The 26,811-nt window shown below is 68.2% G+C and carries 25 protein-coding genes; 9 read left to right on the top strand and 16 right to left on the bottom strand.

The window, feature by feature from the left end; genetic code table 11:
• Positions 1–61 precede the first annotated feature (61 nt).
• The gene (glpD, locus tag ACFWBU_RS04745; protein WP_378527694.1) at positions 62–1,777 is read left to right on the top strand and encodes a glycerol-3-phosphate dehydrogenase; all 1,716 of its coding nucleotides are present in this window, start codon (positions 62–64) and stop codon (positions 1,775–1,777) included.
• Positions 1,778–1,814: 37 nt separating this feature from the next.
• On the opposite strand, the gene ACFWBU_RS04740 is transcribed toward glpD, so the two are convergent.
• Complete coding sequence (locus ACFWBU_RS04740) at positions 1,815–2,354, bottom strand: hypothetical protein (RefSeq protein ID WP_296548998.1); 540 nt, start codon at positions 2,352–2,354, stop codon at positions 1,815–1,817.
• 4 nt (positions 2,355–2,358) lie between these two features.
• Positions 2,359–3,381, bottom strand: a complete 1,023-nt coding sequence (locus ACFWBU_RS04735; protein WP_378527657.1) for an oxygenase MpaB family protein — start codon at positions 3,379–3,381, stop codon at positions 2,359–2,361.
• A gap of 50 nt (positions 3,382–3,431) precedes the next feature.
• On the opposite strand from ACFWBU_RS04735, the gene ACFWBU_RS04730 reads away from it, so the two are divergent.
• Complete coding sequence (locus tag ACFWBU_RS04730) at positions 3,432–4,049, top strand: TetR/AcrR family transcriptional regulator (RefSeq protein ID WP_378527656.1); 618 nt, start codon at positions 3,432–3,434, stop codon at positions 4,047–4,049.
• On the opposite strand, the gene ACFWBU_RS04725 is transcribed toward ACFWBU_RS04730, so the two are convergent.
• The 5 genes from ACFWBU_RS04725 to ACFWBU_RS04705 all read right to left on the bottom strand — a co-directional run bounded on the left by ACFWBU_RS04725 (position 3,944) and on the right by ACFWBU_RS04705 (position 13,000).
• Positions 3,944–4,819, bottom strand: coding sequence for a DNA-formamidopyrimidine glycosylase family protein (locus ACFWBU_RS04725; RefSeq protein ID WP_378527655.1), 876 nt, complete (start codon positions 4,817–4,819; stop codon positions 3,944–3,946). The genes ACFWBU_RS04730 and ACFWBU_RS04725 overlap by 106 nt on opposite strands.
• A gap of 2 nt (positions 4,820–4,821) precedes the next feature.
• Positions 4,822–9,381, bottom strand: coding sequence for an ATP-dependent helicase (locus ACFWBU_RS04720; protein ID WP_378527654.1), 4,560 nt, complete (start codon positions 9,379–9,381; stop codon positions 4,822–4,824).
• A gap of 31 nt (positions 9,382–9,412) precedes the next feature.
• Complete coding sequence (locus ACFWBU_RS04715; RefSeq protein WP_206036604.1) at positions 9,413–9,970, bottom strand: hypothetical protein; 558 nt, start codon at positions 9,968–9,970, stop codon at positions 9,413–9,415.
• An 89-nt stretch (positions 9,971–10,059) separates the two neighbouring features.
• Positions 10,060–11,451: an FAD-binding oxidoreductase gene (locus ACFWBU_RS04710; RefSeq protein WP_378527653.1), complete on the bottom strand. Its 1,392-nt coding sequence runs from the start codon at positions 11,449–11,451 to the stop codon at positions 10,060–10,062.
• Between the two features lie 4 nt (positions 11,452–11,455).
• Positions 11,456–13,000, bottom strand: a complete 1,545-nt coding sequence (locus ACFWBU_RS04705; RefSeq protein ID WP_378527651.1) for an AMP-binding protein — start codon at positions 12,998–13,000, stop codon at positions 11,456–11,458.
• A 124-nt stretch (positions 13,001–13,124) separates the two neighbouring features.
• Between ACFWBU_RS04705 and ACFWBU_RS04700 the strand changes: the two genes are divergently transcribed.
• A complete protein-coding gene (locus ACFWBU_RS04700; protein WP_169619845.1) occupies positions 13,125–13,382 on the top strand; it encodes a Rho termination factor N-terminal domain-containing protein in 258 nt (85 codons plus the stop codon).
• Positions 13,383–13,436: 54 nt separating this feature from the next.
• Positions 13,437–14,369 carry a hypothetical protein gene (locus tag ACFWBU_RS04695; RefSeq protein ID WP_169619844.1) on the top strand — a complete coding sequence of 311 codons (933 nt, stop codon included), beginning with the start codon at positions 13,437–13,439 and terminating at the stop codon, positions 14,367–14,369.
• Between the two features lie 16 nt (positions 14,370–14,385).
• Here the strand turns inward: ACFWBU_RS04695 and ACFWBU_RS04690 are convergent, their stop codons facing one another.
• Positions 14,386–15,888: an aldehyde dehydrogenase family protein gene (locus ACFWBU_RS04690; protein WP_378527649.1), complete on the bottom strand. Its 1,503-nt coding sequence runs from the start codon at positions 15,886–15,888 to the stop codon at positions 14,386–14,388.
• Between the two features lie 36 nt (positions 15,889–15,924).
• On the opposite strand from ACFWBU_RS04690, the gene ACFWBU_RS04685 reads away from it, so the two are divergent.
• The 3 genes from ACFWBU_RS04685 to ACFWBU_RS04675 all read left to right on the top strand — a co-directional run bounded on the left by ACFWBU_RS04685 (position 15,925) and on the right by ACFWBU_RS04675 (position 18,653).
• Entirely contained in the window at positions 15,925–16,374 is a 450-nt protein-coding gene (locus ACFWBU_RS04685; RefSeq protein ID WP_169619842.1) for an Lrp/AsnC family transcriptional regulator, read from the top strand.
• A gap of 68 nt (positions 16,375–16,442) precedes the next feature.
• The gene (gene lat, locus ACFWBU_RS04680; RefSeq protein WP_169651672.1) at positions 16,443–17,780 is read left to right on the top strand and encodes an L-lysine 6-transaminase; all 1,338 of its coding nucleotides are present in this window, start codon (positions 16,443–16,445) and stop codon (positions 17,778–17,780) included.
• A gap of 48 nt (positions 17,781–17,828) precedes the next feature.
• On the top strand, positions 17,829–18,653 hold the full coding sequence (locus ACFWBU_RS04675; protein WP_378527647.1) for a tyrosine-protein phosphatase: 825 nt from the start codon (positions 17,829–17,831) through the stop codon (positions 18,651–18,653).
• A gap of 52 nt (positions 18,654–18,705) precedes the next feature.
• On the opposite strand, the gene ACFWBU_RS04670 is transcribed toward ACFWBU_RS04675, so the two are convergent.
• From ACFWBU_RS04670 to ACFWBU_RS04640, 7 genes are all read right to left on the bottom strand, one after another.
• Entirely contained in the window at positions 18,706–19,065 is a 360-nt protein-coding gene (locus ACFWBU_RS04670; protein ID WP_169619839.1) for a VanZ family protein, read from the bottom strand.
• 10 nt (positions 19,066–19,075) lie between these two features.
• Entirely contained in the window at positions 19,076–19,477 is a 402-nt protein-coding gene (locus ACFWBU_RS04665) for a DUF1707 domain-containing protein (protein WP_169619838.1), read from the bottom strand.
• 9 nt (positions 19,478–19,486) lie between these two features.
• Entirely contained in the window at positions 19,487–20,296 is an 810-nt protein-coding gene (locus ACFWBU_RS04660) for an MHYT domain-containing protein (RefSeq protein ID WP_378527645.1), read from the bottom strand.
• 233 nt (positions 20,297–20,529) lie between these two features.
• Positions 20,530–22,320 (bottom strand): acetyl/propionyl/methylcrotonyl-CoA carboxylase subunit alpha, encoded by a 1,791-nt coding sequence (locus ACFWBU_RS04655; protein WP_169619836.1) that lies wholly within the window; start codon positions 22,318–22,320, stop codon positions 20,530–20,532.
• Between the two features lie 120 nt (positions 22,321–22,440).
• Positions 22,441–23,892: a condensation domain-containing protein gene (locus ACFWBU_RS04650; RefSeq protein ID WP_169619835.1), complete on the bottom strand. Its 1,452-nt coding sequence runs from the start codon at positions 23,890–23,892 to the stop codon at positions 22,441–22,443.
• A 21-nt stretch (positions 23,893–23,913) separates the two neighbouring features.
• Entirely contained in the window at positions 23,914–24,327 is a 414-nt protein-coding gene (locus ACFWBU_RS04645; RefSeq protein ID WP_169619834.1) for a SufE family protein, read from the bottom strand.
• A complete protein-coding gene (locus tag ACFWBU_RS04640; RefSeq protein WP_169619833.1) occupies positions 24,324–25,217 on the bottom strand; it encodes a sulfurtransferase in 894 nt (297 codons plus the stop codon). Before ACFWBU_RS04640 ends, ACFWBU_RS04645 begins: the two co-directional genes overlap by 4 nt.
• A gap of 63 nt (positions 25,218–25,280) precedes the next feature.
• Here ACFWBU_RS04640 and ACFWBU_RS04635 point away from each other — a divergent pair, with 63 nt between their 5' ends.
• Positions 25,281–25,679 (top strand): group III truncated hemoglobin, encoded by a 399-nt coding sequence (locus ACFWBU_RS04635; protein WP_378527644.1) that lies wholly within the window; start codon positions 25,281–25,283, stop codon positions 25,677–25,679.
• A gap of 113 nt (positions 25,680–25,792) precedes the next feature.
• A complete protein-coding gene (locus ACFWBU_RS04630; protein ID WP_169619831.1) occupies positions 25,793–26,161 on the top strand; it encodes a PLD nuclease N-terminal domain-containing protein in 369 nt (122 codons plus the stop codon).
• 7 nt (positions 26,162–26,168) lie between these two features.
• On the opposite strand, the gene ACFWBU_RS04625 is transcribed toward ACFWBU_RS04630, so the two are convergent.
• Positions 26,169–26,810: a DUF6308 family protein gene (locus tag ACFWBU_RS04625; RefSeq protein WP_378527643.1), complete on the bottom strand. Its 642-nt coding sequence runs from the start codon at positions 26,808–26,810 to the stop codon at positions 26,169–26,171.
• Position 26,811 lies beyond the last annotated feature (1 nt).

Here is a 26,811-nt window from a genome sequence, read left to right as displayed (position 1 = left end):
TACTAGCCTTGTCGGGGATACGTCGGCGACTCACGGGAGCGGTGCGGTGAATCAACCAGGTGTGCAACCCCTCGGACCGCAACAGCGCGCCGACGCATGGCGGCAACTCGCCACCGAACAATTCGACGTCATCGTCATCGGCGGGGGCGTCGTCGGAGCCGGTGCGGCGCTCGACGCGGCGACACGAGGACTGCGGGTCGCGCTCGTGGAGGCCCGCGACTACGCGTCGGGGACGTCGAGCCGGTCGTCGAAGATGTTCCACGGCGGTTTGCGATACCTGGAACAACTCGAGTTCGGTCTGGTGCGAGAAGCGCTGCGCGAACGCGAACTTGCGCTGACCACCCTCGCTCCGCACCTGGTCAAGCCGCTGAAATTCCTTTTTCCGCTTACCCATCGGGTATGGGAACGTCCGTACATCGGGGCGGGGATCTTCCTGTACGACCGGATGGGTGGCGCGAAGTCGGTGCCGGCGCAGAAGCACCTGACGCGGGCGGGCGCGCTGCGTATGGTCCCCGGTCTCAAGCGCTCTTCGCTCACCGGCGGAATCTCGTATTACGACACCGTGGTCGACGATGCGCGCCACACCATGACGGTCGCGAGGACGGCCGCGCACTACGGGGCGGTTGTCCGGACGTCCACCCAGGTCGTCGGATTCCTGCGGGAGGCCGACGGAGTCGCGGGGGTCCGTGTGCGCGACAGCGAGGACGGCTCTGTCATCGACGTGCGTGGCAGCGCCGTCATCAACGCGACGGGTGTGTGGACCGACGAGATCCAGGCGCTGTCCCGCCAGCGGGGCAGATTCCGGGTGCGGGCGTCGAAAGGCGTCCACATCGTCGTTCCGCGTGATCGCATCGTGAGCGACTCGGCGATCATCCTGCGCACCGAGAAGTCCGTGCTGTTCGTCATCCCGTGGGGCAATCACTGGATCATCGGCACCACCGACACCGACTGGAACCTCGATCTCGCCCACCCGGCGGCCACGAAAGCGGACATCGATTACATTCTCGATCACGTCAACCGTGTGCTCGTGGTGCCACTCACCCACGACGACATCGACGGGGTGTACGCCGGGCTACGGCCACTGCTGGCGGGGGAGAGCGACGAGACCTCGAAACTGTCGCGCGAACACGCGGTCGCGCGGGTTGCACCCGGCCTCATCGCCATCGCGGGCGGCAAATACACCACCTACCGCGTGATGGCGGAGGACGCAGTCGATCTCGCCGCCGAGGACATCCCGACACGGATCGCTTCCTCCATCACGCACAAGGTGCCCCTCGTGGGCGCCGACGGGTACTTCGCGCTGGTCAACCAGACCATGTCCCTCGCCGAGGAATACGGGTTGCATCCCTATCGGGTCAAGCACCTCCTCGACCGGTACGGCTCGATGATCGACCAGGTCCTCGAGCACGCGAAGAACAGGCCCGAATTGCTCGAGCCGCTGACCGATGCGCCGCGTTACCTTCAGGTGGAAGCGGTGTACGCGGTCGCGGCGGAGGGCGCCCTGCATCTCGAGGACATCCTGGCGCGGCGCACCCGGATCGCGATCGAGTACTCCCACCGGGGGGTGCACTGCGCGGAGCAGGTGGCGCGGCTCGTCGCACCGCTGCTGGGCTGGGACGACGAGACGGTCGATCGCGAGGTCGACATCTACCGGGCCCGGGTGGAGGCCGAAATCCTGTCGCAGACCCAGCCGGACGACGAGTCGGCCGATGCCCTGCGGGTGGCGGCCCCCGAAGCACGCGGGGAGATCCTGGAGCCGGTACCGATCACCCGGTGACCCGGGCGTGGTCTCGCCACGCCGGACGCTTCTGATCTCAGTGCGTCAGCGCGATTTTGACGACCACGACCGCCGACGCGAGCAGGGCCAACCCCACCGCCGCGAAGACGGTTGTGGTTCCGGCGGGGCGGCCCTGCAGGCGTTGGACGACGAACACCGTCGAACCGATGCGAATCAGAATCGCCACCTCGGCGAGCACTTGTGCCGTACGAGGTTCGAGCCACCCGAGCCACGCCGTGAGAAGAATGAGGCACGGCAGCGACGCGGACGACAGGATCGGGACCGAGTTGCGGAGTTCCACCCAGCGCTCGGCGCCGGTGAGTGGGCGCGCCGACCGCACGCTCTGCGAGACCGACTCCGCGAACACGTGCGCGAGAAACGTCGAGAGCGCGGTGCCCAGCACGATCGCGATGCCGATGTATTGCCTGGTGGTGGTGATCGGAACCAGGGCTGCGAGGACGAGCACGTTGCCGTAGACGTACGCACTTATCCGGCTTGCCGCCGCGTTGCGTGACAGCGGAACACGGCGGGACGCAACCAACCGGCGTGGTGCGTCGCGAGCCGGGGTGGGGGACACCCCGTCAGCGTGTCACACCGGGCCGGTGCCGTGACGTGACTTTCGGGCTGTAATGCACGGGCGAGTCGCGGCGGTCCACGGGCGGCAGATTACGGCCCGGGGTGTGCAACACGGGGGCGTCCCGGGCGATGCGGCCGGCGGCGCGATCGAGGCCCGCTCGGGCGCGCGGGTGATAGCGGAAACGCTTCGGCACGACCTTGCCGCCCAGACCGATCGCGCGGCCCACGAGGGCGTGGATCTTCTCGTCGCGAGCACTCCAGCGATACCCGAGCAGGTCGCGTACCGGGGGGTCGTAGAGGCCGACGGTGAGCCAGGAGAACCCGGCGACGACCGGCGGACGCAGCGCTTTCCAGACCGGTTCGGGGAACCACCGCAGGAACGGCGGTCGATCGAGGTTCGACAGGTCGAGGACGTCGCGGGTCGCCTTGTTGTCTTCGAGCACGTTGCGGCACATGTGATCCCAGTACTCCAGGAACGCTTCCCACGACTCGGGGACCGAATGCATGGGCATGCCGTAGAGGCGATACCACTGCACGTGCTCGTCGAAGAGCCGGTGCTTTTCCTCGAGGGTGAGCGGGCCGTCGAACCACTCGATCGACACCATGAGGCTGTAGAAGAACGTCGCGTGCGCCCAGTAGAACGTGCCCGGGTCCAGCGCGTTGTACTTGCGTCCCTTCTTGTCGACGCCCTTGATGGTGTTGTGGTACCCCCGCACCTGCGCGGCGGTCTCCGGTGCCCGCGGGCCGTCGAAGACGACTCCGTAGATCGGGTACAGCGACCGGTAGAGGCGCTCCCAGCGCTCGTCGAAGAACTCCGAGTGTTCCTCGACTCCGGCACCGAGGCCGGGATGCATGTTCTGCATGGACCCGGCCCACGGCCCGAACAGCATGCCGCGCCATCCGCCGAAGTACTTCCAGGTCAGCGAGTCGGGGCCGAGCGGCTCGGGCGGTGCCGCAGCCGGACGGGCCGTCGTCTCGTCCGGTGCCGGCTCGTCGACGCCCTGACCGCCGGGATACTGACTACGCATGTTGTCAGAGTAGGATCTGTCCGGCACGTAGTCAACGACGGGAAACAGCAGTGGGCACCACGCGCCGCAGTTGGGCGGGGGTCGGCATCGAAGAACGCCGACGGGTACGCAGGGAACGGCTCCTCACCGCCGGTACCGACCTGATCGGCGCGCCCGGCGGTGCGATCGCGAACGTCCGTGCCGTGTGCCGCGCGGCCGAACTCACCGAGCGGTACTTCTACGAGAGCTTCACCGACCGGGACACCTTCGTCCGCGAGGTGTACGCACACGTCGCGAAACAGGCGCGCGAGGCGCTCGCGGCCGCGGTTGCCTCGGCGCCGCCGACGGGTGTCGCGGAGGCTGCGGTGCGGGCCTTCGTCGGCCTCGCCGTCGATGATCCGGCCAAGGGGCGCGTGCTGCTCCTGGCCCCGCTGCGCGAGCCCGCCCTGAGCAGCCGTGGTCTCGAACTCGCGCCGGCATTCGTCGCGCTCGTCGAGGGCCGGCTCACCGGCATCGAGGATCGAGCGTATCGGCACCTGGTGGCCGTGGGACTGGTCGGAGCGTTCACCAGCATGTTCATGGGCTACCTCGAAGGCGACGTCACGGTGTCCCGGGAAATGCTGGTGGCACATTGCGTTTCGCTACTCGAACATGCCGGAGAGGCTTCCGGTCCGGTACCGCGCGGCTGACAGCGGGGGCACCGGTACACCACCCGCTCCGGTTCGGCGGCCGTGCCCAGGTCCCAGGATTCGATGGGTGTCCCGCAACGTCGGCAGGGATCGCCGCGCCGCCCGTACACCCAGAGGTTCCGGCCGCGACGACGATCACCCGTCGTGACCCGCACCGCCCGCTCGCGGTTCGCGGTGAGGATGCGGTGTGCGAGGTCCACCCAGCCCCGAGGATCACCTGCCGTACCCACCGGCTCCCGCGGATCGACGCCGCGCAGGAAGCACAATTCGGACCGGTACACATTGCCCACGCCCGCCATGACCCGCTGATCGAGCACGGCAACCCCGATCGGGCGGAGCGGGTCGCGCGACAGATTCTCCGCGGCGCGCGCCGCGTCCCAGTCGGCTCCGAGCAGATCGGGCCCGAGGTGGCCCACCGCATCCTCTTCCCGGTCACGGGGGAGAACTTCGAGGATTCCCAGTTCGAACCCGACGGCCTGCGTCTGTTCCGTACCCAGTACCACGCGAGCCTTGAAACCGGGTTTACGCCACCGCGCGCCGCGCTCGTAGATGTGCCACTCGCCCTCCATCTTCAGATGCGAATGGATCGTGTGGCCGGGTAACCGGATCAAGATGTGCTTGCCCCGCGACACCACCTCGTCGACGACACAACCCGTGAAATACGCTGTGGCGAAACGAGGTACGCGGAAATCGGTTTCGGTGAGCGTTCTCCCCGCCAGAGCGGCGTTCAGTTGCCGCGCCGCGCGGTGGACCGTATCGCCCTCGGGCATCGTCAGAACCTCAACCGGTATCCGCGCGGCGTCGCCGAGAAACCGGACTCGCCCAGGATGTCGGCGAACGCGTGCCCGTGGATGGAGGCACCGTCGACCTTCTCCACGACGATCTTGTCGACGCCCCCGCGCTTGACGGTCGCGGCGAGGGAAGCGCACGCACTGCGCAGCAGTCCCGGATCGTCGTCGAAGGTGAGCATCGTGCGGCCACCGCGTTCGATGAACAGCACCAGGGCGCCGTCGACGAGAACCACCAGGCCACCGGCCTTGCGTCCCGGCCGGTGGCGGGGTGCGTCGTCGGGGGCCGAGGACTTCGGCCACGGGAGTGCGGCGCCGTACGGGTTGGCCGGGTCGCACGCTGCGAGGGTGATCGCCGCGGTTTCGTCGTGGCGGCCTTCGATCGAATCGGCGAACGAGCGCAGGCGGTCGACGACCGCGGGTGTGGAGAACTGGGCCCCTCCCAGCGAGTCGACGAAATACCCACGCCGGCAACGACCACGCTCCTCGAACCGGCTGAGCACCTTGTACATCGTGGCGAACCCGCCGGGTACGCCCTCGCTCACCACGACCCCCCGGGTGACGACCCCGTACCGCTCGAGCAACAGTTCCGCGATGCTGTGTGCACGGATCGTCGCGTCGGTCTCACGTTCGGGGAGCAACGACCAGCGACCGGCGACGGTGGGCGGGCCGGTGCGCGACGGCATCGCCGGGCGGGCCCGGTACATCCGCGCCCGTGGGGCGCGCCGCGGGGTCCGGTGCGCGGGCGTCGCGCGGGAGGTATCGCCGATCAAGGCCCGCAGCGGCGCAAGCGTGTCTCCCGAGATGTATCCGCCCCAGACCAGGTCCCACAGTGCTGCAGCGACAGTCGTGTCGGTGGCGGTCGATTCCCGGGCGGACACGGCATCGGTGAGCTGACGGAAGAAGAACGCGCCACCACCGGCGAGCGAGTCGAGGATCGCGTGGTGGATCGGGGACATGTCGAGTTCTTCGGTGGGCGCTAGGGTCACCGGTGCCAGGTCGACGGGGTGGAGCAGGACCCAGCCGTCCTTGCCGGAGATGGACCCGGCGCCCGACCACACCACCTCACCTGTCGAGGTGAGTTCGTCGAGCATCGTCGGTGAATAGTCTCGGACGCGGGGTGCGAGGACCAGTGGCTCGAGTGCGCTTGCAGGAAGCGGAACCCCGGCGAGTTGTTCCACGACCGTGAGAACGCCGTCGAGTCCGTAGAGAGCACTGCCACCCGCGCCCTTGCCGAGGTGATGCCAGTCGGGAAGGAACCGGCCGAGCGTGGCCGTGCTGACCGGTTCGACATCCTGGCGGGCCGCTGCGAGCGACCGCCGTCGCAGCCGCCGCAGCACCTCGGAATCGCACCATTCGGACCCGGTGGCACCCGGACGGAATTCCCCCGACGTAACGCGCCTGTCCGCGGCCATCCGCCGCAACACGGAGTCGACGACGGCCGTGCCGAGCCCGAACCGCGCCGCGACCTCGGCCGCGGTGAACGGACCGTGGGTGCGGGCATACCGGCCCACGAGATCACCGAGCGGATCTGCGACCGGCTCGACGAACGCGGTGGGCACCCCGATGGGCAACGGCACGCCGAGCGCATCGCGCAACCGGGACGCGTCTTCGATGGCGGCCCACCATTGTTCACCCGCGTACGACACGCGGAGTGCGCGTCGCCGGCGGGCGAGGTCGGCGACCCACTCGGTCGGATCGTCGGTGGTGCGTTCGCGCAACTCGGCATCGGTGAGCGGCCCGACCAGTCGCAACAGGTCGGCGACACCCTCGGCATCGCGCGCGCGCCGCTCCGGTGTCAGTCGCTGCAGTTCGTGTTCGGCGTCGGCGATGACGTCGGCGTCGAGCAGTTCGCGCAATTCCACGCGACCGAGCAATTCGGCCAGCAAGGTCGAATCGAGCGACAACGCGGCCGCGCGGCGCTCGGCGAGCGGGCTGTCTCCCTCGTAGAGGAACTCGCCGACGTAGTTGAACAGCAGTGACGAGGCGAACGGGGAGGCGGTGGGCGTTTCCACCTCGACGAGGCGGATCTGCCGGCGGGCGACGCGACCGAGGAGGTCGTGCAGGGCGGGCAGGTCGTAGACGTCCTGAAGGCACTCGCGGACGGTCTCGAGCAGAATCGGAAAGGTCGGGTAGCGCCGCGCGACATCGAGCAATTGGGCCGAGCGTTGCCGCTGCTGCCACAAGGGCGCCCGCTTGCCAGGGTTGCGGCGGGGCAGCAGCAGTGCGCGGGCCGCACACTCCCGGAACCGCGACGCGAACAGCGCCGATCCACCGACCTGCTCGGTGACGATCTCGTCGATGTCCTCGGGGTCGAAGACGAAGATCTCCGACCCCGGTGGCGCGTCGTCGGCGTCGGGCAGTCGCACGATGATGCCGTCGTCGGAGGCCGTCGGGTGGGATTCGACGCCGTACCGCTCGAGCAATCGGGCGCCCACCGCCAGTGCCCACGGTGCGTGTACCCGCAATCCGAACGGGGAGTGCAGCACCAGTCGCCAGTCGCCGAGTTCGTCGCGGAACCGTTCGACCACCAGGGTGCGGTCGGTGGGAAGCTGTCCTGTCGCGGTGCGCTGCTCGGTGAGCAGAGCGATCAGGTTGGTCGTCGCGTTGTCGTCGAGTCCGCCGTTGCGACAGCGTTTTTCGGCTTCCTCGGCGTCGGCGTGGCCCAGCTCGCGGATGAACGCGCCCAGAGCGGCTCCGAGTTCTGCGGGCCGGCCCTGGCTGTCTCCGTGCCAGAACGGCAAGCGGCCGGGACGACCGTAAGCGGGCGAGACCAGTACCCGGTCGAACGTGATCTCTTCGATCCTCCAACTGGTGGCGCCGAGTGCGAACACATCGCCGACCCTCGATTCGTAGACCATCTCTTCGTCGAGTTCGCCGACACGGGTGTTCTTCTCGCCGACCATGAACACGGTGAACAATCCGCGGTCGGGGATGGTGCCGCCCGAGGTGACCGCGAGTCGCTGCGCGCCCGGGCGCCCGGTGAGCGTGCCCTCGGTGCGGTCCCACACCACACGCGGCCGTAGCTCGGCGAACTCGTCAGACGGATAGCGTCCCGCGATGAGGTCGAGCACCGACTCGAACACGGGTCGCGACAGGGACGCGAACGATCCGCTGCGCCGCACGGTGTCGAACCAGTCGTCGACGTCGAGCGGTTCGAGCGCGGTCGCCGCGACCGTCTGCTGGGCCAGCACGTCGAGGGGATTGGCGGGTACCTGCAACGCTTCGATCTGCCCGGCGACCATGCGCTCCACCGTGACGGCGCAATGGATGAGATCGGTGCGGTGCTTGGGGAAGAGCACACCGCGGGACGTCTCACCCACCTGGTGCCCGGCGCGGCCCACCCGTTGCAGGCCGCTCGCGACGGACGGCGGTGCCTCCACCTGGATGACCAGGTCGACCGCACCCATGTCGATGCCGAGTTCGAGGCTCGAGGTGGCCACCACGCACCGCAGGCGCCCGGTCTTGAGATCGTCCTCGATGAGGGCGCGCTGATCCTTGCTGACGGAGCCGTGGTGCGCGCGGGCGAGCACCGGTTCGGCGCCGTACGTGACTTCGGTGGGCGCCCCGATCTGGGCCGGGGGTCTGCTCACGCGGTCGACCTCGGTGCCGGTGCGTTCGGCGTAGATCTCGTTGAGCCGGGCGGTGAGCCGCTCGGAGAGCCGTCGCGAGTTCGCGAACACGATGGTCGACCTGTGTGCGGTGATGAGGTCGACGATCTGTTCCTCGACGTGCGGCCAGATCGACCCCGCCTGGGGAGTGGGCGACGCCGAGTCCTCGTCCGGCTCGGCGACACCGAGTTCCGTCATGTCCTCCACCGGGACCCGGACCGTGAGATCCCACGTCTTGGCCGCCGGGGGTGCGACGATCCGGATCGGCGCGCCACCGGCGAGGAACCGGCCGACCTCCTCGTGGGGCCGTACCGTCGCGGACAGTCCGATGCGCTGCGCGGGCGCGCGCAGCAGCAGGTCGAGCCGTTCGAGCGACAGCGCGAGATGGCTGCCCCGTTTGGTGCCGGCAACGGCGTGCACCTCGTCCACGATCACGGTCTCCACGCCGGCGAGGTTCTCCCGCGCCGACGAGGTGAGCATGAGGAACAGCGACTCGGGAGTGGTGATCAGGATGTCGGGTGGGGTGCGGGCGAGCTTGCGTCGGTCGGCCTGCGAGGTGTCGCCGGAGCGGACCCCGACGCTGATGTCCGGCGGGGTGAGGCCGAGCCGTTTGGCGGTCTGGGTGATCCCGACCAGCGGCGATCGCAGGTTGCGTTCGACGTCGACCGCGAGAGCTTTGAGCGGCGAGACGTAGAGCACCCGCGTGCGCTGCTCGCGGGCGACCGTCTCGTCGGCCGGGGTGGCGGCGAGCCGGTCGAGCGACCACAGGAACGCGGAGAGCGTCTTGCCGGAACCGGTGGGTGCCACGACCAGGGTGTGCGCGCCGGACGAGATCGACTCCCACGCACCGAGCTGAGCGGGAGTCGGGGCGTCGAAAGCTCCGCCGAACCATTCACGGGTCGGTGCGGAGAATCGGTCGAGGACAGAGCTCACCTGTCTATCGTGCACCCGACCGCCGACAGGCTCAGTCCTCGAAGGCGAATTGAGCGATCTGAGGCGAGTGCAGATCGGCCCACCGGTTGCGCCCGGTGCGGACCAGTTCGGTGACGAGGGCACGGGCCGGCGCCCGCCACGGCAGGGCGTCGAACTGCTCCCGGCTCTCGGGTGTTTCCGTCCATGCGATCGTGGCCATCGCACCGCTGTGCGTCACATTCAGCGCAGGGAAGGTTGCAGCGATCCGGTCGAGGGACGCGCCGCAGGCCTCTTCCAGACCCTCTCGCGTCACCGTGATCCAGCCCTGGACATTCCGCAGACCCGGTCCCGGGGTGTCGAGGTGGAGGCCGGCCACCTCGAGATCACCGGCATACACGCTCACGAGTCGGCGGCCCGTCGGCGACACCGAATTGTCGGGCAGGCACGCGACCGACCAGTACTCCCGCTCGCTCATCCGTGCGTTGGGCACGCTCGACCGGATGTAATCGCGCAACCATGCTGTGACGATGCCGAATTCGGGGTAGTGCGCGAGCTCCCTGTACTTGGTGTCGCGTAGGGGGAGTTCGGAGACGGAGTCGGGCGAAGGCATGTTCACGCGACGATTATGGCCGTTCACGGGCCGATCCGGGTGCAAGGCCGGAATCGACGCGTTCCCACGCCCGGGGGGCTGCGTCCGGGTCACAGCACCACCCCCGGGTTCAGGATCGTCCGAGGGTCCAGCGCATTCTTGATTTGCCTGGTCAGAGCCATGACGTCAGGGCCGACCTGGTCGGGAAGCCACGCCTTCTTCAAGCGGCCCACGCCGTGCTCCCCGGTGATCGTGCCGCCCAGTTCGATCGCGAGATCCATGATCTTTCCGAAAACCGCCTGTGCTCGCACGGCCATCTCGTCGTCGGCGGGGTCGTAGACGATCAGGGGATGGGTATTGCCGTCCCCGGCGTGAGCGATGACCGCGACCGTCACATCGTGCTTCGCCGCGAGCGCGGCGATCCCCTCCACAAGCGCGGGAAGAGCCGGCAGGGGAACCCCGACGTCCTCGAGCAGCAGGCTGCCGGTGCGCTCCACCGCGGGGATCGCCATCCGGCGGGCGGCCGCAAACGCTTCCCCCTCCGCGGCGTCGTCGGTGGTGAACACCTCGTCGGCACCGGCGTCGCGACATGCCTGCGCCATCAGCGTGATCTCCTCGGCCGCGGCCGCCCCCGGTACGTCGGAACGCGCGATGAGCATCGCTTCCGTGGAGCGGTCCAGACCCATCCGGAGCATGTCCTCCACCGCTCCGATCGTGGTCCGGTCCATGAATTCGAGCATCGCGGGCCGCAGCATGCCGGTGATCGCGACGACCGCGTCGGCGGCGGCCTGGACCGACCCGAACGTGGCGACCATCGTCGACGCCGGTGGTTGCGGCGGAAGCAGTCGCAACGTCACCTCCGTGATGACGCCGAGGGTGCCTTCGCTGCCGACGAACAGTTTCGTCAAGGACAGGCCGGCGACGTCCTTGAGTCTCGGGCCGCCCAATCGCACCGCGGTACCGTCCGCCAGCACGACCTCGAGACCGAGGACGTAATCGGACGTGACCCCGTACTTCACACAGCACAGGCCCCCGGCGTTGGTCGCGGCGTTGCCGCCGATCGTGCAGATCTCGAACGACGACGGGTCCGGCGGGTACCACAGACCGTGCTCGGCCGCTGCCCGCTTGACCTCGGAATTGAGGAGCCCCGGCTGCGCAACTGCGGTTCGGGTGGTCGTGTCCACCGTGAGCGCACGCATCTTCTCGGTGCTCAGCACGATGCCCCCGGCGATGCCGCCGGATCCGCCCGACAGACTCGTGCCGGCTCCCCGGGGCACCACCGGGACGCGATGGGTGTTCGCCCACCGCAGCGTGGCCTGCACGTCCGTGGTCGACGTGGCGCGCACCAGGGCGGCGGGCACAACCGCGTCCGGGTCCTGCGCACGGTCGTGGCGGTATCCGGCGAGGATGTCAGGGTCGGTGACCAGTGCGCCCTGCGGCAACGCGGCGGCCAGTTCGGTCAGCGGCATCGCAGGCAGTCCGGTTTCCTGTTCGGTGGACATCTCGTCACCCCGCCGCCGGGACGTAGCGGGCACGCAACTTGTGTTTGACCAGCTTGCCGGTGGGTGTGCGCGGCAGGTCGTCGGAGAAGTCCACACTGCGCGGTGCCTTGAAGTGCGACACGCGGTCGCGGACGTACTCGAGCAGTTCCTGCTCGAGTTCGGGACTCGGCGTGACCCCGTCTGCGAGTTGCACGACGGCCTTGACCTCTTCGCCCATCTCCGTGTTCGGCACGCCGATGACCGCCACGTCGTAGACCTTCGGGTGCAGGGTGAGGACGTTCTCCGACTCCTGCGGGTAGATGTTGACGCCGCCGGAGATGATCATGAAGGCGGCGCGGTCGGTCAGGTAGAGGAAGCGGTCGTCGTCGAGGTACCCGATATCCCCGCTCGTCGTCCAGGTCGGGTGGTCGGGATGTGTTGCCGCTGCGGTCTTCTCGGGGTCGTTATGGTATCGGAAAGGGTGTTCGTCGCGTTCCCACCACACTGTCCCGATCGCGCCGGCGGGGAGTTCGTTTCCCTCGTCGTCGCAGATGTGGACGATGCCCATGACGCCGTCGCGCCCCACGGACCCGGGCCGCGCGAGCGCCTGCCCGGAGTCGATGAAGGTCGCGCCCGCACCTTCGGTGGACGCGTAGTACTCGTGGATCACCGGGCCCCACCACTCGATCATCGCCCGCTTGATCTCCGGTGGGCACGGTGCGGCCGCGTGGATCGCGACCTTCATGCTCGAGACGTCGTATCTCGCCCGCGTCTCCTCCGGCAGTTTCAGCATCCGCACGAACATCGTCGGCACCCACTGGGAGGCCGTGACCGAGTACTTCTCGATCAGGGCGAGCGCTTCTTCGGCGTCGAAGCGGTCCATCAGGATCACGGTGCCGCCGACAGACTGAACGGTGCCGCAGAACCGGAGCGGCGCAGCGTGATACAGCGGGGCGGGGCACAGGTAGACCGTGGTGTCGTCGAACCCGTACATGGGCGCGAACACCGCGGTGTACGGGTCGGGGACGTCCTGCACCTGGCCCACGGACAGAGCCGGTTCGATTCCCTTCGGCCGCCCGGTGGTGCCGGAGGAATACAGCATGTCCCGGCCGCGAGGCTGGTCGTCGAGCGGTGACGGATCGTGGCGGGCGAGCGCATCCTCGTAGTCGTCGAAGCCGGGAAGCGACCCGCCGAAGACGAGGCGGTGGGCCACTCCCGGGTATGCCCCGGGTGACGTATCGATCGCCGACAGGGCGTGTGCCGAGACGACCAGGGCTTGCGCGTCGCAGTCGTCGACGATGTAGGCCGCTTCGTCGGGAGTGAGGTGCCGATTGACCACGGTGATGTACAGGCCGGAACGCAGTGCTGCCCAGTACACCTCCATGACGCGCAGGTCGTTGTCGGATATCAACGCAAGATGGTCGCCGGGCGCCAGGCCGGCGGCGCGCAGATGCTTCGCCAGCCGGATCGAGCGTTCGTCGAGTTCCCGGTAGGTGAGCGATTCGCCCGTGGCGGGCCGGATGATGGCCGGCTTGTCGGGGGTGGTCGCGACGAAGTTCCCTGGGTACATGGTCCCCGGTCTACCACAAGATGTGTCGTACGCCACACGGTTGCTCCGCGTCGGGGCATTGCGCCGGGACGTGTGTAGGTGGGAACGGACGGGTATACCCCGCACACATCGAAAGGAGAGCACGATGCCGAACTCGTCGATCAAGAACGAAAAGATGTACGAAGAGTTGCGGGACGACGGCGCGTCGAAGGAGAAAGCTGCCCGGATCTCCAACGCTGCCGCTGCCGAGGGCAAGTCGAAGGTCGGGAAGCGAGGCGGAAAGTCCGGGTCGTACGACGACTGGACTGTCGACGACCTGAAGAAGCGGGCGAAAGAACTCGGCTTGAGCGGTTACTCGAGCATGCGCAAGAACGAACTCGTGGACGCGTTGCGCAACCACTGACGGGACGGCAACCTGGACTCGCGTGGCCACCCCCGGCCCGCGAGAGGGGCAGGCATGGCATTGAGCGTGGACGGCGACACCCTGTACTTCGAGTTCCCCGAAGTACACGGGGAAGCCGAACTGGCCGTCTCGTTCCACCGCACCGTCCGGGTGCCGGACGACGGGAAGCGCTACCCGCTGCCACCGAGCCTGGGCACCTTTCCTCTACGTGTTTTGGACGAGCACATCGTCCTGCCCGTATGGCAGTCCGAAGCCTGCTGGATCAAGTTCGACACTCGTTATCCGTTTCTCGTCAAGGTCGGAACCGGCGACGTCGACGCGGTGACGGGCGGGCCCTGGACGCCGGAACCCGATTTCGATGCCGAGGACTATTTCGAGGTCCCGGAACAACCCTGGCTCGACGGGTTCTGTGTGGACGGCGGACTGGTCCGCCAGTTCGTGGCGATGCCGCTGGGTGCGGGGTACACCGTCGAGGAACAACTCGGTCGCGGGCCGGCCACCGGGGGAATCCGGATCGCCGCGTCCCCGATGAGGGCCGACGTGTACGAGCGGCGGCGCGCGCGAACCGACGACCGGCAGCACATGATGACCTTCGCGCCGCCTCCGCCGCCCGGCATGGGGCTCGGCGCGGGCGGTTCGATCACCCAGCGCGTCGCGACGCCGGTGGAAGAACGCGGCGTATGGGACACGGGCCGTCGCTCGGCTGCGCACGTTGCGCTGGTCAACAGCGTGCAGTGGGAAACCCTGACGGGAACAGCGCCGCCGACCGAGCCGATCACCGCGCGCGAGTACACCGAGCGCGGGTATCCGTGGTTCGAGGTGTACGACGAGTCGGTCGCGCGGGAAGCGGCCACGGCACTGTCGGGTGTCGAGACCGTCTCGCGCGTGCTCGCCCGCCGAGGGGACGACCCGCTGGCCGGAAACGAGACCGTCGACGTGCCCGAACTCCTGAGGATCCGTCCGCGGAAGGGCCGGGACCGCGGTTGAGATCCGCCGTTGGGGCTCAGCCGAATTCGACACCCTGGGCAAGCGGGAGTTCGTTCGAGTAGTTCACCGTGTTGGTGGCGCGGCGCATGTACGCCTTCCATGAATCCGAACCCGATTCGCGGCCGCCGCCGGTCTCCTTCTCACCGCCGAACGCACCACCGATCTCCGCCCCGGAGGTACCGATGTTGACGTTCGCGATACCGCAGTCCGAGCGGGAGAGGAACTGCTCGGCCTCCCGTTGGTCGAGGGTGAAGATCGACGACGACAGCCCCTGGGGGACTGCGTTGTTCAGCGTGATCGCCTCGTCGAGGTCGTCGTAGGTGAGGACGTACAGGATCGGTGCGAACGTCTCCTCCCGTACGACCTCGGTCTGGCCCGGCATGCGGACGAGTGCGGGGGAGACGTAGACCCCCTTCCCGGACACGTCGACACGGTCGCCGCCGGCGACGACAACGCCGCCGTCGGCAGCGGCGCGATCGAGAGCAGAGCGCATCGCCTCGTACGATTTCTCCGAGACGAGCGGACCCACGAGGACTCCCTCGTCGAACGGATTTCCCACGCGCAAGCCGGAATACGCGGTTGCGAGCCGCTCGACGAGCGTGTCGGCGATCGACCGGTGCACGATGAGCCGCCGGAGTGTCGTGCACCGCTGCCCGGCGGTACCCGCGGCGGCGAACACGACGCCGCGCACCGTGAGGTCGAGGTCGGCCGACGGGGTGACGATCGCTGCGTTGTTGCCGCCGAGTTCGAGCAGGCACCGGCCGAAGCGCGCGGCGACGCGGGGAGCGACCGACCGACCCATCCGAACGGACCCGGTTGCGCTGACGAGCGCGACTCGCGGATCGTCGGAAAGGGCTTCTCCGACGCGGGCGTCGCCGAGAAGCACGTGGTGCAGGCCGTCGGGCGCACCCACATCGGCGGCAGCGCGCCGCAGGAGTGCGTCACACGCGAGCGCGGTGAGCGGCGTGGTCTCGGACGGCTTCCACACGACCGGGTCGCCGCACACGAGCGCGATCGCGGTGTTCCACGACCACACCGCGACCGGGAAGTTGAACGCCGAGATGACACCGACGACGCCGAGGGGATGCCATGTCTCCATCAGGCGGTGGCCCGGACGTTCGGACGGCATGGTCCGCCCGTACAACTGGCGGGACAAGCCGACGGCGAAGTCGCAGACGTCGATCATCTCCTGAACCTCACCCGCCGCCTCGGACGGGATCTTCCCGACCTCGAGTGTGACGAGTGCTGCCAAGGCGCTCTTGTGCTCGACGAGGAGTTCGCCGAGACGCCGGACGAGTTGTCCGCGAACCGGGGCGGGCACGTTCCGCCATTGCTCGAACGCGCTTGCGGCGGTCGAAACAGCGAGATCGACGTCTTCGGCCGAGTGGAGGGGAAGTCGAGCCAGTTCGGTGCCGTCGACCGGGCTCGTGACGCCGAGGACACCGTCCTGCGGAAGTTCGACTCCGCAACGGCTCAGGGCCGCCTCTGCTCGGGTGCGGAGGTCGGAGGTCGCATTCATCGGTGTGGTCCCTTCGTGCTCGGATAATCTGCGCGGGTGCCGGAATCCCCTAAAGACGCGCTGGACGAGATCGATCGATTGCTGTTGCGCGAATTGGAAGCCGACGGGCGGGCCACCTTGGCCGCGCTTGCCGACAAGGCGGGCCTGTCGGTGTCCGCCGTCCAATCCCGGGTACGACGCCTCGAGTCGCGCGACATCATTCGCGGGTACAGCGCCAGAATCGATCCCGAGGCGATCGGACTCGCGCTCTCGGCGTTCGTCGCCATCACCCCTCTTGATCCGTCTCAGCCGGACGATGCACCGGCGCGATTGCGCCATATCGACGCCATCGAATCCTGTCACTCGGTCGCCGGGGACGAAAGCTACATCCTCCTCGTGCGTGTCGCCTCGCCGCGCGCGCTCGAACATCTGCTTCAGCAAATTCGTGCGACCGCGAACGTGGCAACCCGGAGCACCGTCATTCTCCAAACATTTTACGAGCGGTGACGGTAAACGCCGGTAAATTTCTTGTAATGAAGACCCTTTACTGAATGTTCGGACGTATCGTTCCCGGTATGAGTACTGCACTCCGGCGCCCGGACAGTGACGGATCCCTCCTTCCCGACCGCGTTCACGACGTACTGCGGCAGCACCTGCTCACGGACGGAGCAGACCTCGTCCTCGACCTCGAACGCTCACGCGGCCTACGACTGGTCGACCAGCGCGACGGCACTGTTTACCTCGACATGTTCGGGTTTTTCGCGTCCTCGGCGCTGGGCATGAACCATCCTGCGCTCGCGGACGACCCCGGTGCCGCAGAGGAGTTCTGCACTGTCGCACCGAACAAGCCCAGCAACTCCGACATCTATACGGTGCCGATGGCCCGGTTCGTCGACACCTTCGCCCGGGTCCTCGGGGACCCGGCCCTGCCGCACCTGTTCTTCGTCGACGGCGGTGCGCTCGCCGTCGAGAACGCTCTCAAGGCCGCGTTCGACTGGAAGAGCCGCCTCAACGAGTCCCGCGGACTCGACCCCGGCCTCGGAGGCTCGGTACTTCATCTGACCGAGGCGTTCCACGGGCGGAGCGGCTACACGATGTCGCTCACCAACACCGATCCGGTGAAGACCGCACGCTTCCCGAAGTTCGACTGGCCGCGAATCGACGCGCCCTATCTGTGCGACGGCCGCGACATCGCCGCGGCGGAGGACCGCGCGCTCGACCAGGCGCGCGCCGCATTCGCCGAGCGCCCCCACGACATCGCGTGCTTCATCGCCGAACCCGTCCAAGGGGAGGGCGGCGACCACCACTTCCGTCCGGAGTTCTTCCGGGCCATGGCGGATCTGTGCCGCGCCAACGACGCGCTGTTCGTGTTCGACGAGGTGCAGACCGGTGTCGGACTCACCGGCACCACCTGGGCCTATCAGCAGTTCGGCGTGGCTCCCGACCTCGTGGCATTCGGAAAGAAGACGCAGGTGTGCGGGATCATGGCCGGTGGGCGGATCGACGAAGTGCCCGACAACGTCTTCACGGTGAGCTCTCGTCTCAACTCCACCTGGGGTGGCAATCTCACCGACATGGTGCGTGCCCGCCGCATCCTCGAGGTGATCGAACGGGACGGACTGATCGAGCGTGCCCGCACCCGTGGGGCGCATCTGCTGGCCGGAGTGCAGCAACTCGCCGCGCGCCGTCCCGCGGTGACGGAGCCGAGGGGCCGCGGGCTGATGTGTGCGCTGACCCTGCCGTCACCGGACATGCGCGACGCGGTGCTGCGCGACCTGTACCGCGACGAGCACGTCCTCATGATCGGCACCGGCACCCGCGGTATCCGATTCCGGCCCCCGCTGACGGTCACGACAGCCGAACTCGACGAGGCGCTCGCCGCCGTGGACCGGGTCCTCGGGCGCCACACCTGAGCCGTGCGGGGCTTTCCGGTTCCGAGCGCAACGCCGTAGGTTGTCGACATGACCGATGCACTGGGCAGCGAGGCCGCTGCGGACACCGCCTTCGCGATCCCGTCACTGGCGAACTTCCGCGACATCGGCGGGTGTGCGAGTTCCTACGGTGGCGTGGTTCGTACCGGGGTGGTGTACCGCTCGACCGACCTGAGCCGGGTCACCGAGACCGATCTCGACACACTCACGGCGCTGCACATCGCGAACGTCTTCGACCTCCGCACCGCGGCCGAGCAGGAGCTGCGTCCGGACAAGCTTCCGGCGCACGCCCGGCACTTCGCCCTCGACGTCCTCGCCGACCGGAACAACGGGTCCATCGCGGCAGCACTTCCCGACATCGTTGCCGATCCCGCACTGGCCGCCCAGGCGTTCGGTGACGGCCGCGCCGTCGAATATCTGCGGGGGAGCTACCGGGACTTCGTGACGTTGCCGAGCGCTCTCGCGTCGTATCGCGCTGTCGCGGAAGGTATGGCGCAGGGCGACGTTCCCGCGCTGGTCCACTGCAGCGCGGGGAAGGACCGGACGGGGTGGGCCGCAGCGTCCCTGCTCCTGTTCGCCGGCGCCGACGAGGATGCGGTGTTCGCCGACTACCTGCGTACCAACGACATGCTGCTGCCCGCTTTCGACACGATGTTCGCCCGCTTCGCCGAACGGGGAGGTGACCCGGACATCCTCGTTCCGATTCTCGGTGTGCGGCGCGAGTACCTCGAAACCGCAATCGACGAGGCGCTGACCCGGTACGGCAGCATCGAAGGGTATTTCGCGGCCGGCCTCGGTCTCGGCGACACCGCGCTGCAGGCTCTGCGCGACCGCCTCGTGGCCCCGCAGGAGTGAGCGTTCGCCGGGCAGGCGGTACCTGACGAACAGGCCGGTGCCGCAAACGGTTTCAGCGTGCGCGCGCTGCGCGGGTGCGGCGGCGGAGCGCCTCGGCGACGGCGAGGCCGACAAGGATGCCGAAGAGGTCGGCGCACCAGTCCCAGACCGATCCCGAACGCCGCACGGCGACGGTCGCCTGCAACACCTCGGTGAGAGCTCCGTACGCGGCCAGCCCCACCAGCGTGATCGCGGGGGAGAAGCGCGCGAAGCGGGAGCAGTACGCCAGCACCGCGAACATGAGCGCGTGGGTCACCTTGTCGGAATGCGGTGGCCCCGAGGGAGTGGTGTCGCCGGGCAGGAGGAGCATCACCGTGACCGCGATGACGGCAACCACGAGTGGCAGCACTCGCTGCCAGGCGAAAGGGGGCATGGCGCCAACGTTAGTCGGCACCGCCGGGCGGCCGGTCCGAGGCTCGCCATTCCGTGACCAGGCGGTACGCCCTGCGCCCCAGCATCCAGAGGGCGACGAGCGCGAGGAGAATCGCGATCGGGTGCCGGATCGCGACGAGGATCAGCAGCGCGACGAGCACCAGCGGGACCAGCGTCACGAGGTTCAGATAGAGGTTCTCGCGGGCTGGTGGGGGCACCAGGGCTGCCGGCGCCGACGGCAGGTCGCGGAACAGCGGAACCAGGTCGCCGCGGGTCCGGGCTTCCGTCGCGCGAGTCACACGCTCGTCGAACTCGTCGAGCGTGAGCCGGCCGGCCGCGAAGTGGTCACCGAGCAGCTGCACGGCTTCTTCGCGTTCGGCCGTTCCGATACGTACTTCGGGACGCTCGCCCATGGGTCCAGACTAGTGGAGATCGGACGTGCGGGGCGTGCCCGAATCCCAGGCTGCGATCTCGGCCTCGGCGCGCAGATCATCGTGGCTCGGTGACGCCAGCAGCAGCAGCACGATCGCGCCGAGGACGACGAAACCTGCGATGAACCCCGGGAACATCAGCGACATCACGGTCATCCCGGTGGGTTCGGGCGCGTCCGGCAGCACGTGCACTGCCACCCCGGCCATGCCGGTGTAGTGCAGCGCGACCACCGCGGAGGCCATGACGGCCGCCGCCACGACGCGCATCGCCGCACTCTCCGCCGCACCCGACAGCCACAGCGCGGTGAGAGAGGCGACCACCCCGATCAGCACCGATCCAGCGATGTACGGACTCTGTTGTTGGAGTTCTCCCTGAACCCGCACCGCCGACATTCCGGCGTAGTGCATGGCGGCGACCGCGAGGCCCATCACCACGCCTCCCACGGCCAGTCGTTCACCGGGCGACCAGGACCGCAACCGTCGCACATCCGCCTGCAGGATCCACAGTCCGAACCATGTCGCGCCGATCGCCAGAGCGACGGAGAGCAGGGTCGGTGCCAATGCGTACCGGACCGGCGATCCCGGAAGCGAGAAGCCCATCATTCCGATGAAGTGCATCAGCCAGATGCCGACGCCGCCGATCGCGACGCTCGCGAGGAAGGTCCAGCGTGCCCGGGACCGGGCGACCCGCGTGGCGTGGCGGGCGCAGGTCAAACCTGCGTAACACCCGACGGCTGAGGCGAACCAGCCGAGAGCGAAGAGCCACATTCCCATGGAGAAGTGGTGGAGTTCGTGCGACATACGTCCCCTTGGCGGAGGGCGGCACGGGCCCCTCCACGGCATGCAGGGGCTGCGTGCCGCGCATGGATTGGACAGCGACAACGACCCCGACAGTCTCGAAGAGAATAGGTCACAATGCCCCACGCCGATAGGTCCGAAGTCCCACGGCGAGGTGTGGAACCGGTCACGTGCGCATATGACGGAGGCCCCCGCACCGACGATGCGGTGTGGGGGCCCCTCGAGACGTGCTGGTGCTACTTGAGTTCGGCGAGGACCGTGCCCTGCGTGATGGCGGAGCCCGGCTCGACCGTGAGGCCGGTGACGACGCCGGCCTTGTGCGCCGTGACGGGGTTCTCCATCTTCATGGCCTCGAGGACGGCGATGAGGTCGCCCTCGGCGACTTCCTGTCCTTCGGTCACGGCAACCTTGACCACGGTGCCCTGCATCGGCGCGGTGACCGCGTCGCCGGATGCCTTGCCACCCTGGCCGCCGCCGCGCTTGCGGGCCTTCGGCTTCTTGCGGACGACGCCGGGGGCGCCACCGCCGCTGCCGAGAGAGAACTGGCCGGGAAGCGACACCTCGACGCGACGTCCGCCGACCTCGACGACGACGTTCTGACGCGGCAGGACCTCGTCCTCGTCCTCGACCGCACCACCCGGGGTGAACGGCTCGATGGTGTTGTCCCAGTCGTTCTCGATCCACTTGGTGTAGACGTCGAACTTCTCGCCGTCGCCGACGAACGCGGGGTTCTCGACGATGTGGCGGTGGAACGGGATGACGGTGGCCAGACCGTCGACCTCGAACTCGGCGAGCGCGCGTGCCGCGCGCTGCAGCGCCTGCTCGCGGTTCTCGCCGGTGACGATCAGCTTCGCGAGCATCGAGTCGAACTGGCCGCCGATGACGTCGCCCTGGACGACACCGGAGTCGACGCGCACGCCGGGGCCCGTCGGCTCGCGGTAGACGGTGATGGGGCCGGGGGCGGGCATGAAGCCACGGCCGGCGTCCTCGCCGTTGATGCGGAACTCGAAGGAGTGGCCGCGCGGAGTCGGATCTTCCTTGATCTCGAGTTCCTCACCGTTGGCGATGCGGAACTGCTGGCGCACCAGGTCGATGCCTGCGGTTTCCTCGGTGACGGGGTGCTCGACCTGCAGTCGGGTGTTGACCTCGAGGAAGGAGACGGTGTCGCCCTGCACCAGGTATTCGACCGTGCCGGCGCCGTAGTAACCGGCCTCCTTGCAGATCGCCTTGGCCGAAGCGTGGATGCGGGCACGCTGGTCGTCGGTGAGGAACGGCGCGGGGGCCTCCTCGACAAGCTTCTGGAAGCGACGCTGCAGCGAGCAGTCGCGGGTGCCGGCGACGATGACGTTGCCGTGCTGATCGGCGAGGACCTGGGCCTCGACGTGGCGGGCCTTGTCGAGGTACTGCTCGACGAAGCACTCACCGCGGCCGAAGGCTGCGATGGCCTCGCGGGTAGCCGACTCGAACAGTTCGGGGATTTCCTCGATGGTCTGCGCGACCTTCATGCCGCGACCGCCGCCGCCGAAGGCTGCCTTGATCGCAACGGGCACGCCGTACTGCTTCGCGAACTCGACGACCTCGTCGGCGTTCTTGACGGGGTCCTTGGTGCCGGCCGCCATCGGGGCCTTCGCGCGCTCGGCGATGTGCCGGGCGGTGACCTTGTCGCCGAGGTCGCGGATGGACTGCGGGGAGGGGCCGATCCAGATCAGGCCCGCGTCGATGACAGCCTGGGCGAAGTCGGCGTTCTCCGACAGGAAGCCGTAGCCGGGGTGGATCGCGTCGGCGCCGGACTTGGCCGCAGCGTCGAGGATCTTGTCGAACACCAGGTAGGACTCGGCCGAAGTGGTGCCACCGAGCGCGAACGCCTCGTCTGCGAGCTTCACGAACTGTGCATCGGCGTCCGGCTCAGCGTAGACAGCGACACTGCCGTACCCCGCATCCTTCGCCGCGCGGATGACCCGCACAGCGATTTCGCCGCGGTTCGCGACGAGCACCTTCGTGATCTGCGCGCTGGCATGACTGGGCACGGAGCCTCCTGCTATCGATCGTTAGGTTATTTCCGTCAAGCGGCAGTCTAAGCACCAATCCGCTAGACGATGTAACCGGATGGCGTCTACACATTACGGTGCCCACCTGAGCGTGCAACGCTACTCGCCGGTAGGTGGGACGTCCCGATCAGGGGCTCCGGAGCTCGGTGCAGAGGAAGCCACCACGTCGTGCATCAGTTCGCGTGTCCGGTGCAGGAAGCGGAGAACGTTCGCGGCCGCGACCGGATTGTCGGGGAAGCGAGCGGACATGTTCAGGCCCTCGGGGGTCCGGTTGATCCAGATGTAGACGTCGTGGGCGAAGCTCCGGCTGCGCAGCGCGCGAGCGTTCCACTCCGGCCACTGGGCGGCCATCGGAACGAAGCGCACATCCATGTAGGACACGACGAACCGCGGGCGGATGGGCACGCCGAGCAGTTCGCCGACGCGGTCGAACGGCACGCGGGCGCTGGCGCGCGTGCGGCGCAATTCGCGCGCGGCGCGGGCGGTGAGCGTGTCGAAATCCGTTGTGCCCGTAAGGTCCAGGTCGATCGGGCTTACTCCGACGAACCAGCCGAGTGCGCCCGCCCACATCGGGCCCGTCCGGGTATGGGCGGGCGCGACGACGCGAAAATTGTCGACGCCCGCCAATTCCCGGGTCGCCTGCCCCAGGCATGCGAGTACGCCCGCGAAGAAGCCCGCGCCCGAGTCCTGACACCGCGCCGCGAACACGGACGCCTGCTTGTCGTCGAACCAGCGTTCCACCGCACCCTGCTGCGCGACGGTGTGCGGCGGGCGAGGGCCGATCGGGAGCGGGAACGACGGCGCGTGCCCGCCGCACACTTTCAGGGTGTGCTGCCAGATGCGCACGGCTTCGTGCTTGTCGTCGAGTCGCTCGGAACCGTCGCGTTCGGCGGCGCCGAAATCGATGTAGCTGCCGACGGGGAACAGTTCGGCGGGGCGGCCCGTCCGCTCCTCCTCGTACAGGGCGGTGATCTCGTGCGCCACCAACACGATCGAATACCCGTCGATGATGGAGTGGTCGGCTCCGAAGAAAACCGTGAAACACGGTGCAGTGCCGGAGAACCCGGACGAGTCGCCCGGGAGCCGTTCGAGCGTCGCGAAGACGTACGCGGGCCACAGATGAGGCGTCGTGTAGTCGTCGAACAACCCGTGGAGGTGATCGCGGATGGTGTCGGGATCGCTGGGGTCGTGGCGGATGGAACGGAGGGAGATCCTGCCCGGGGGTGCGGTACGCCGGATGATCGGACTCTCCGCACGATCGGATCCGGTCAGGCGGGTATGGCTGCGCAACGGCTCGTGCCGGTCGATCCACCGTTCCAGCGCGCGGCGGAACTTCTCGGTGTCGATCTCACCGTCGATCTCGAAAGCGGTGCCCAGCCAGGATTCCCGGCCCCCGCCGTAACGGGCACCACTCGAACGCCGCAGGTGCGCCTCGTGGATGTAGGAGGCCGGACGCGAGTCCTGCTGCCAGGCGTCGTCTTCTGCGCACGGCAGCCATTCGGTCAGGACCCCCGCCGAGATCGGGTAGTCGGCCAACTCGGTGAATTGCATCGACTTGCGGTTCCGCAGGACTCAGGAGCGGAGGTGACGTTTGATGCGCGACAGCATGGCGCTCATGCCGCGCAACCTCAACGGGCTCACGACGGCGGCCAAGCCGAGCGCGGAGTAGAAGTCGTCCGGCACGTCGAGGATCTCTTTCGCGCTGAGGCCGTCCAGCCCCTGGTGCAGGATCGACGCGAATCCGCGCGTGGTCGGAGCCTCGGCGGGAGCACTGAAATGCAGTGTCACGCTGGAGGGGTCCGCGGCGTCGACGGAGAGGAACAGCGGCGACTGGCACTCGGGCACAGGCTCCATCGCCGCCTCTTCGAGCTCCGGTGGGAGCGGCGGCAGTTCCCGGCTGAACTCGAGCAGGAGCTGTAGCTTGTCCTGACCCTCGACGGCGGCGAAGTCGTCGACGATCTCGGCGAGAGGTGCGGGAATACTCATGCGACCGGCGCTGTTCCCGGCTCGTCGCCCTGGACGATCGGCACGCGCACCGCGTTGCCCCATTCCGTCCACGAACCGTCGTAGTTGCGTACATGCGGGTAACCGAGCAGGTGCGTGAGCACGAACCAGGTGTGGCTGGACCGCTCGCCGATCCGGCAGTACGCGATGACATCGGCGTCCTTGTCGACACCCGAGTAGATCTCGTCGAGTTCGGCGCGGGAGCGGAAACGTCCGTCCGGAGCAGCGGCCTTCGCCCACGGAATGGAGACCGCGGTGGGGATGTGACCGCCGCGCAGGGCGCCTTCCTCCGGGTAGTCGGGCATGTGGGTGCGCTCGCCGGTGTACTCCTGCGGCGACCGGACATCCACGAGCGGAACGCGTCCGAGGTGGGAGAGGACGTCGTCCTTGAATGCGCGGATCGGGGTGTCGTTGCGTTCGACGACGGGGTAGCCGCTCGTCGTGGCCGACGGGATTTCGAGGGTGGTGTCGCGGTTCTCGGAGATCCACGCGTCGCGGCCACCGTCGAGCAGGCGGACGTCCTCGTGACCGAAGAGCGTGAACACCCACAGTGCGTAGGCGGCCCACCAGTTCGACTTGTCGCCGTAGATCACGACGGTGTCGGTGCGGCGGATGCCCTTGCGATCCATCAGCGCCGCGAACTGCTCGCCGTCGATGTAGTCGCGCGTCACCGGATCGTTGAGGTCGAGATGCCAGTCGATCTTCACGGCGCCCGGAATGTGCCCGACGTCGTAGAGCAGCACGTCTTCGTCGGATTCGACGACCTTCATCTCGGGATGCCCGAGGTGCGCCGAGAGCCACTCGGTCGACACGAGACGAGCGGGATCCGCGTAGGCGGCGAACGACGAGTTGCTATCGGGTGCGACGGGCACTAAGAGCTCCTGGGGCAGTGGTGGCAGGTGCGCAGTCGATTCTAGGCGGTAGCGTTCGAGCACGTGACTCGCAGTCGATCCCGCCACGCCGATCTCGGCTGCCGTGCCGACATCGACGTACTGGTGCGGCGGTTCTACGAGCGTGCGACGGCCGATCCGCTGCTCGCGCCGGTATTCGACGTTCTCGCCGTCGTCGGGCTCGACGAACACCTCGTCGTCGTCGGCGACTTCTGGGAACAGATCCTGTTCCGCACCACGCGTTACGACGGAGCGTTCATCCCCGTCCACCGCGCGCTGCACGGCCACCACGGCCTGACATCCGCCCGGTTCGAGCGCTGGCTCGCGTTGTGGACCGAGAACGTCGACGCGCTGTTCGCGGGGACGAATGCCGACCGTGCCAAGATCAAAGCCGAGGCGATGGCACGGTCGCTCGCCCGCTCGCTGAAGGTCGATATGTCGTAATATCCGCGCGGACGCCGTGACGAGCAGACACGGCAGGGACCAGCAGACGCGGTAGTGCTTAACAGACGAACCGATCCGGGGCGGCCGGCGGCGACATACAGGGGTGTGCGGGAATGCCGTATTTCGGGTTGATCGTGATGATCGTGTGGGTGGCGTGCCTGATAGACCTGATCCGTGCCGACGAGCACGAGGTGCGGCACCTGCCCAAGCCGCTGTGGCTGATGGTCGTGATCCTTCTGCCACTGGTCGGCTCGGTGCTGTGGTTGCTCGTCGGACGGCCGGACGGGGTCGACCGGTCGCGGACGCAAAGGCCTGCGTCGACGTTCCCCGAATACAACCGGCCCGGGCGGCAGGCGGGGCAGCAGCCCGAAACCGACGAGGAGTTCCTCCGGCGCTGCCGCGAACGCGCAGAACAGCAACGCCGCGTGGCCAGGGAGCAGGAGAAGCGCCGGCTGGAACGCGAGGGCGGCGCCGGGGCATGAGCGCCGCTCAGTGGGAGACGGGCGCCTTCAGTTGCATCCACGCGAGCACATCGAGCACCCGCAGGGCCGGCACCGCGTCCGGCAATCCGGCCCGCTCCCGCAGCCCGACGAGGCGTGCCTGTAGCTCACCGTCGTTGTGCCGCAACGCTTGCCGGATCGGCTCGAGATGCGCCTGCTTGGTGTCGAGCACCTCGCCCACGACGCGATCGTAGATCGGGTAGAGCCGGGGCCGCTTCCGGGCGATCAGCTTCGACGCGACCGTGCGTCCGATGCTCGGCACCGTCCACAACGCCGTCTCCAGTTGCCACGCAGGGGAACGGGGCGTCATCTCGTCTGCTTCCTCAGCGAGATCGCGGTCCGGACCGATCGCCGCCAGCAACTCGGCGAACTCGTCGCGGCGTTCCCGGAGCACGATGTCGGCGCCGTCGGGCGAGACCTCGACCGAGAGAAACGTGACGGCGACGAGGTCGTCGGCGGTGAAGACGTCGACGTCGCGGCCTCTGGTGCCGGAGGGATCCCACTCGTCCCACAGTGCGCCGCTCCGGAGCCGTCCGGTCTTCGGCAGCGGCACACGGAAATAGCGGTCGAGCACGTCGAGTGCCGCCGCGTCGTCCGCGGTTGCCAGCACCTTCGGGAGCCGGATCGTCATG

The organism is Rhodococcus sp. NPDC060084 (assembly GCF_042730335.1).
Lineage (GTDB): Bacteria > Actinomycetota > Actinomycetes > Mycobacteriales > Mycobacteriaceae > Rhodococcus.
This window is presented reverse-complemented; position numbering and strand designations above follow the sequence as displayed.

Coding starts and splice junctions, on each gene's coding strand:
- ACFWBU_RS04735 (WP_378527657.1), bottom strand. CDS start 3,381: ATGCGTAGTCAGTATCCCGGCGGTCAGGGCGTCGACGAGCCGGCACCG.
- ACFWBU_RS04665 (WP_169619838.1), bottom strand. CDS start 19,477: ATGGGCGAGCGTCCCGAAGTACGTATCGGAACGGCCGAACGCGAAGAA.
- ACFWBU_RS04725 (WP_378527655.1), bottom strand. CDS start 4,819: ATGCCCGAGGGCGATACGGTCCACCGCGCGGCGCGGCAACTGAACGCC.
- ACFWBU_RS04630 (WP_169619831.1), top strand. CDS start 25,793: ATGCCGTATTTCGGGTTGATCGTGATGATCGTGTGGGTGGCGTGCCTG.
- lat (WP_169651672.1), top strand. CDS start 16,443: ATGAGTACTGCACTCCGGCGCCCGGACAGTGACGGATCCCTCCTTCCC.
- ACFWBU_RS04625 (WP_378527643.1), bottom strand. CDS start 26,810: ATGACGATCCGGCTCCCGAAGGTGCTGGCAACCGCGGACGACGCGGCG.
- ACFWBU_RS04700 (WP_169619845.1), top strand. CDS start 13,125: ATGCCGAACTCGTCGATCAAGAACGAAAAGATGTACGAAGAGTTGCGG.
- ACFWBU_RS04645 (WP_169619834.1), bottom strand. CDS start 24,327: ATGAGTATTCCCGCACCTCTCGCCGAGATCGTCGACGACTTCGCCGCC.
- ACFWBU_RS04705 (WP_378527651.1), bottom strand. CDS start 13,000: ATGTACCCAGGGAACTTCGTCGCGACCACCCCCGACAAGCCGGCCATC.
- ACFWBU_RS04715 (WP_206036604.1), bottom strand. CDS start 9,970: ATGCCTTCGCCCGACTCCGTCTCCGAACTCCCCCTACGCGACACCAAG.
- ACFWBU_RS04650 (WP_169619835.1), bottom strand. CDS start 23,892: ATGCAATTCACCGAGTTGGCCGACTACCCGATCTCGGCGGGGGTCCTG.
- ACFWBU_RS04710 (WP_378527653.1), bottom strand. CDS start 11,451: ATGTCCACCGAACAGGAAACCGGACTGCCTGCGATGCCGCTGACCGAA.
- ACFWBU_RS04690 (WP_378527649.1), bottom strand. CDS start 15,888: ATGAATGCGACCTCCGACCTCCGCACCCGAGCAGAGGCGGCCCTGAGC.
- ACFWBU_RS04675 (WP_378527647.1), top strand. CDS start 17,829: ATGACCGATGCACTGGGCAGCGAGGCCGCTGCGGACACCGCCTTCGCG.
- ACFWBU_RS04695 (WP_169619844.1), top strand. CDS start 13,437: ATGGCATTGAGCGTGGACGGCGACACCCTGTACTTCGAGTTCCCCGAA.
- ACFWBU_RS04670 (WP_169619839.1), bottom strand. CDS start 19,065: ATGCCCCCTTTCGCCTGGCAGCGAGTGCTGCCACTCGTGGTTGCCGTC.
- ACFWBU_RS04660 (WP_378527645.1), bottom strand. CDS start 20,296: ATGTCGCACGAACTCCACCACTTCTCCATGGGAATGTGGCTCTTCGCT.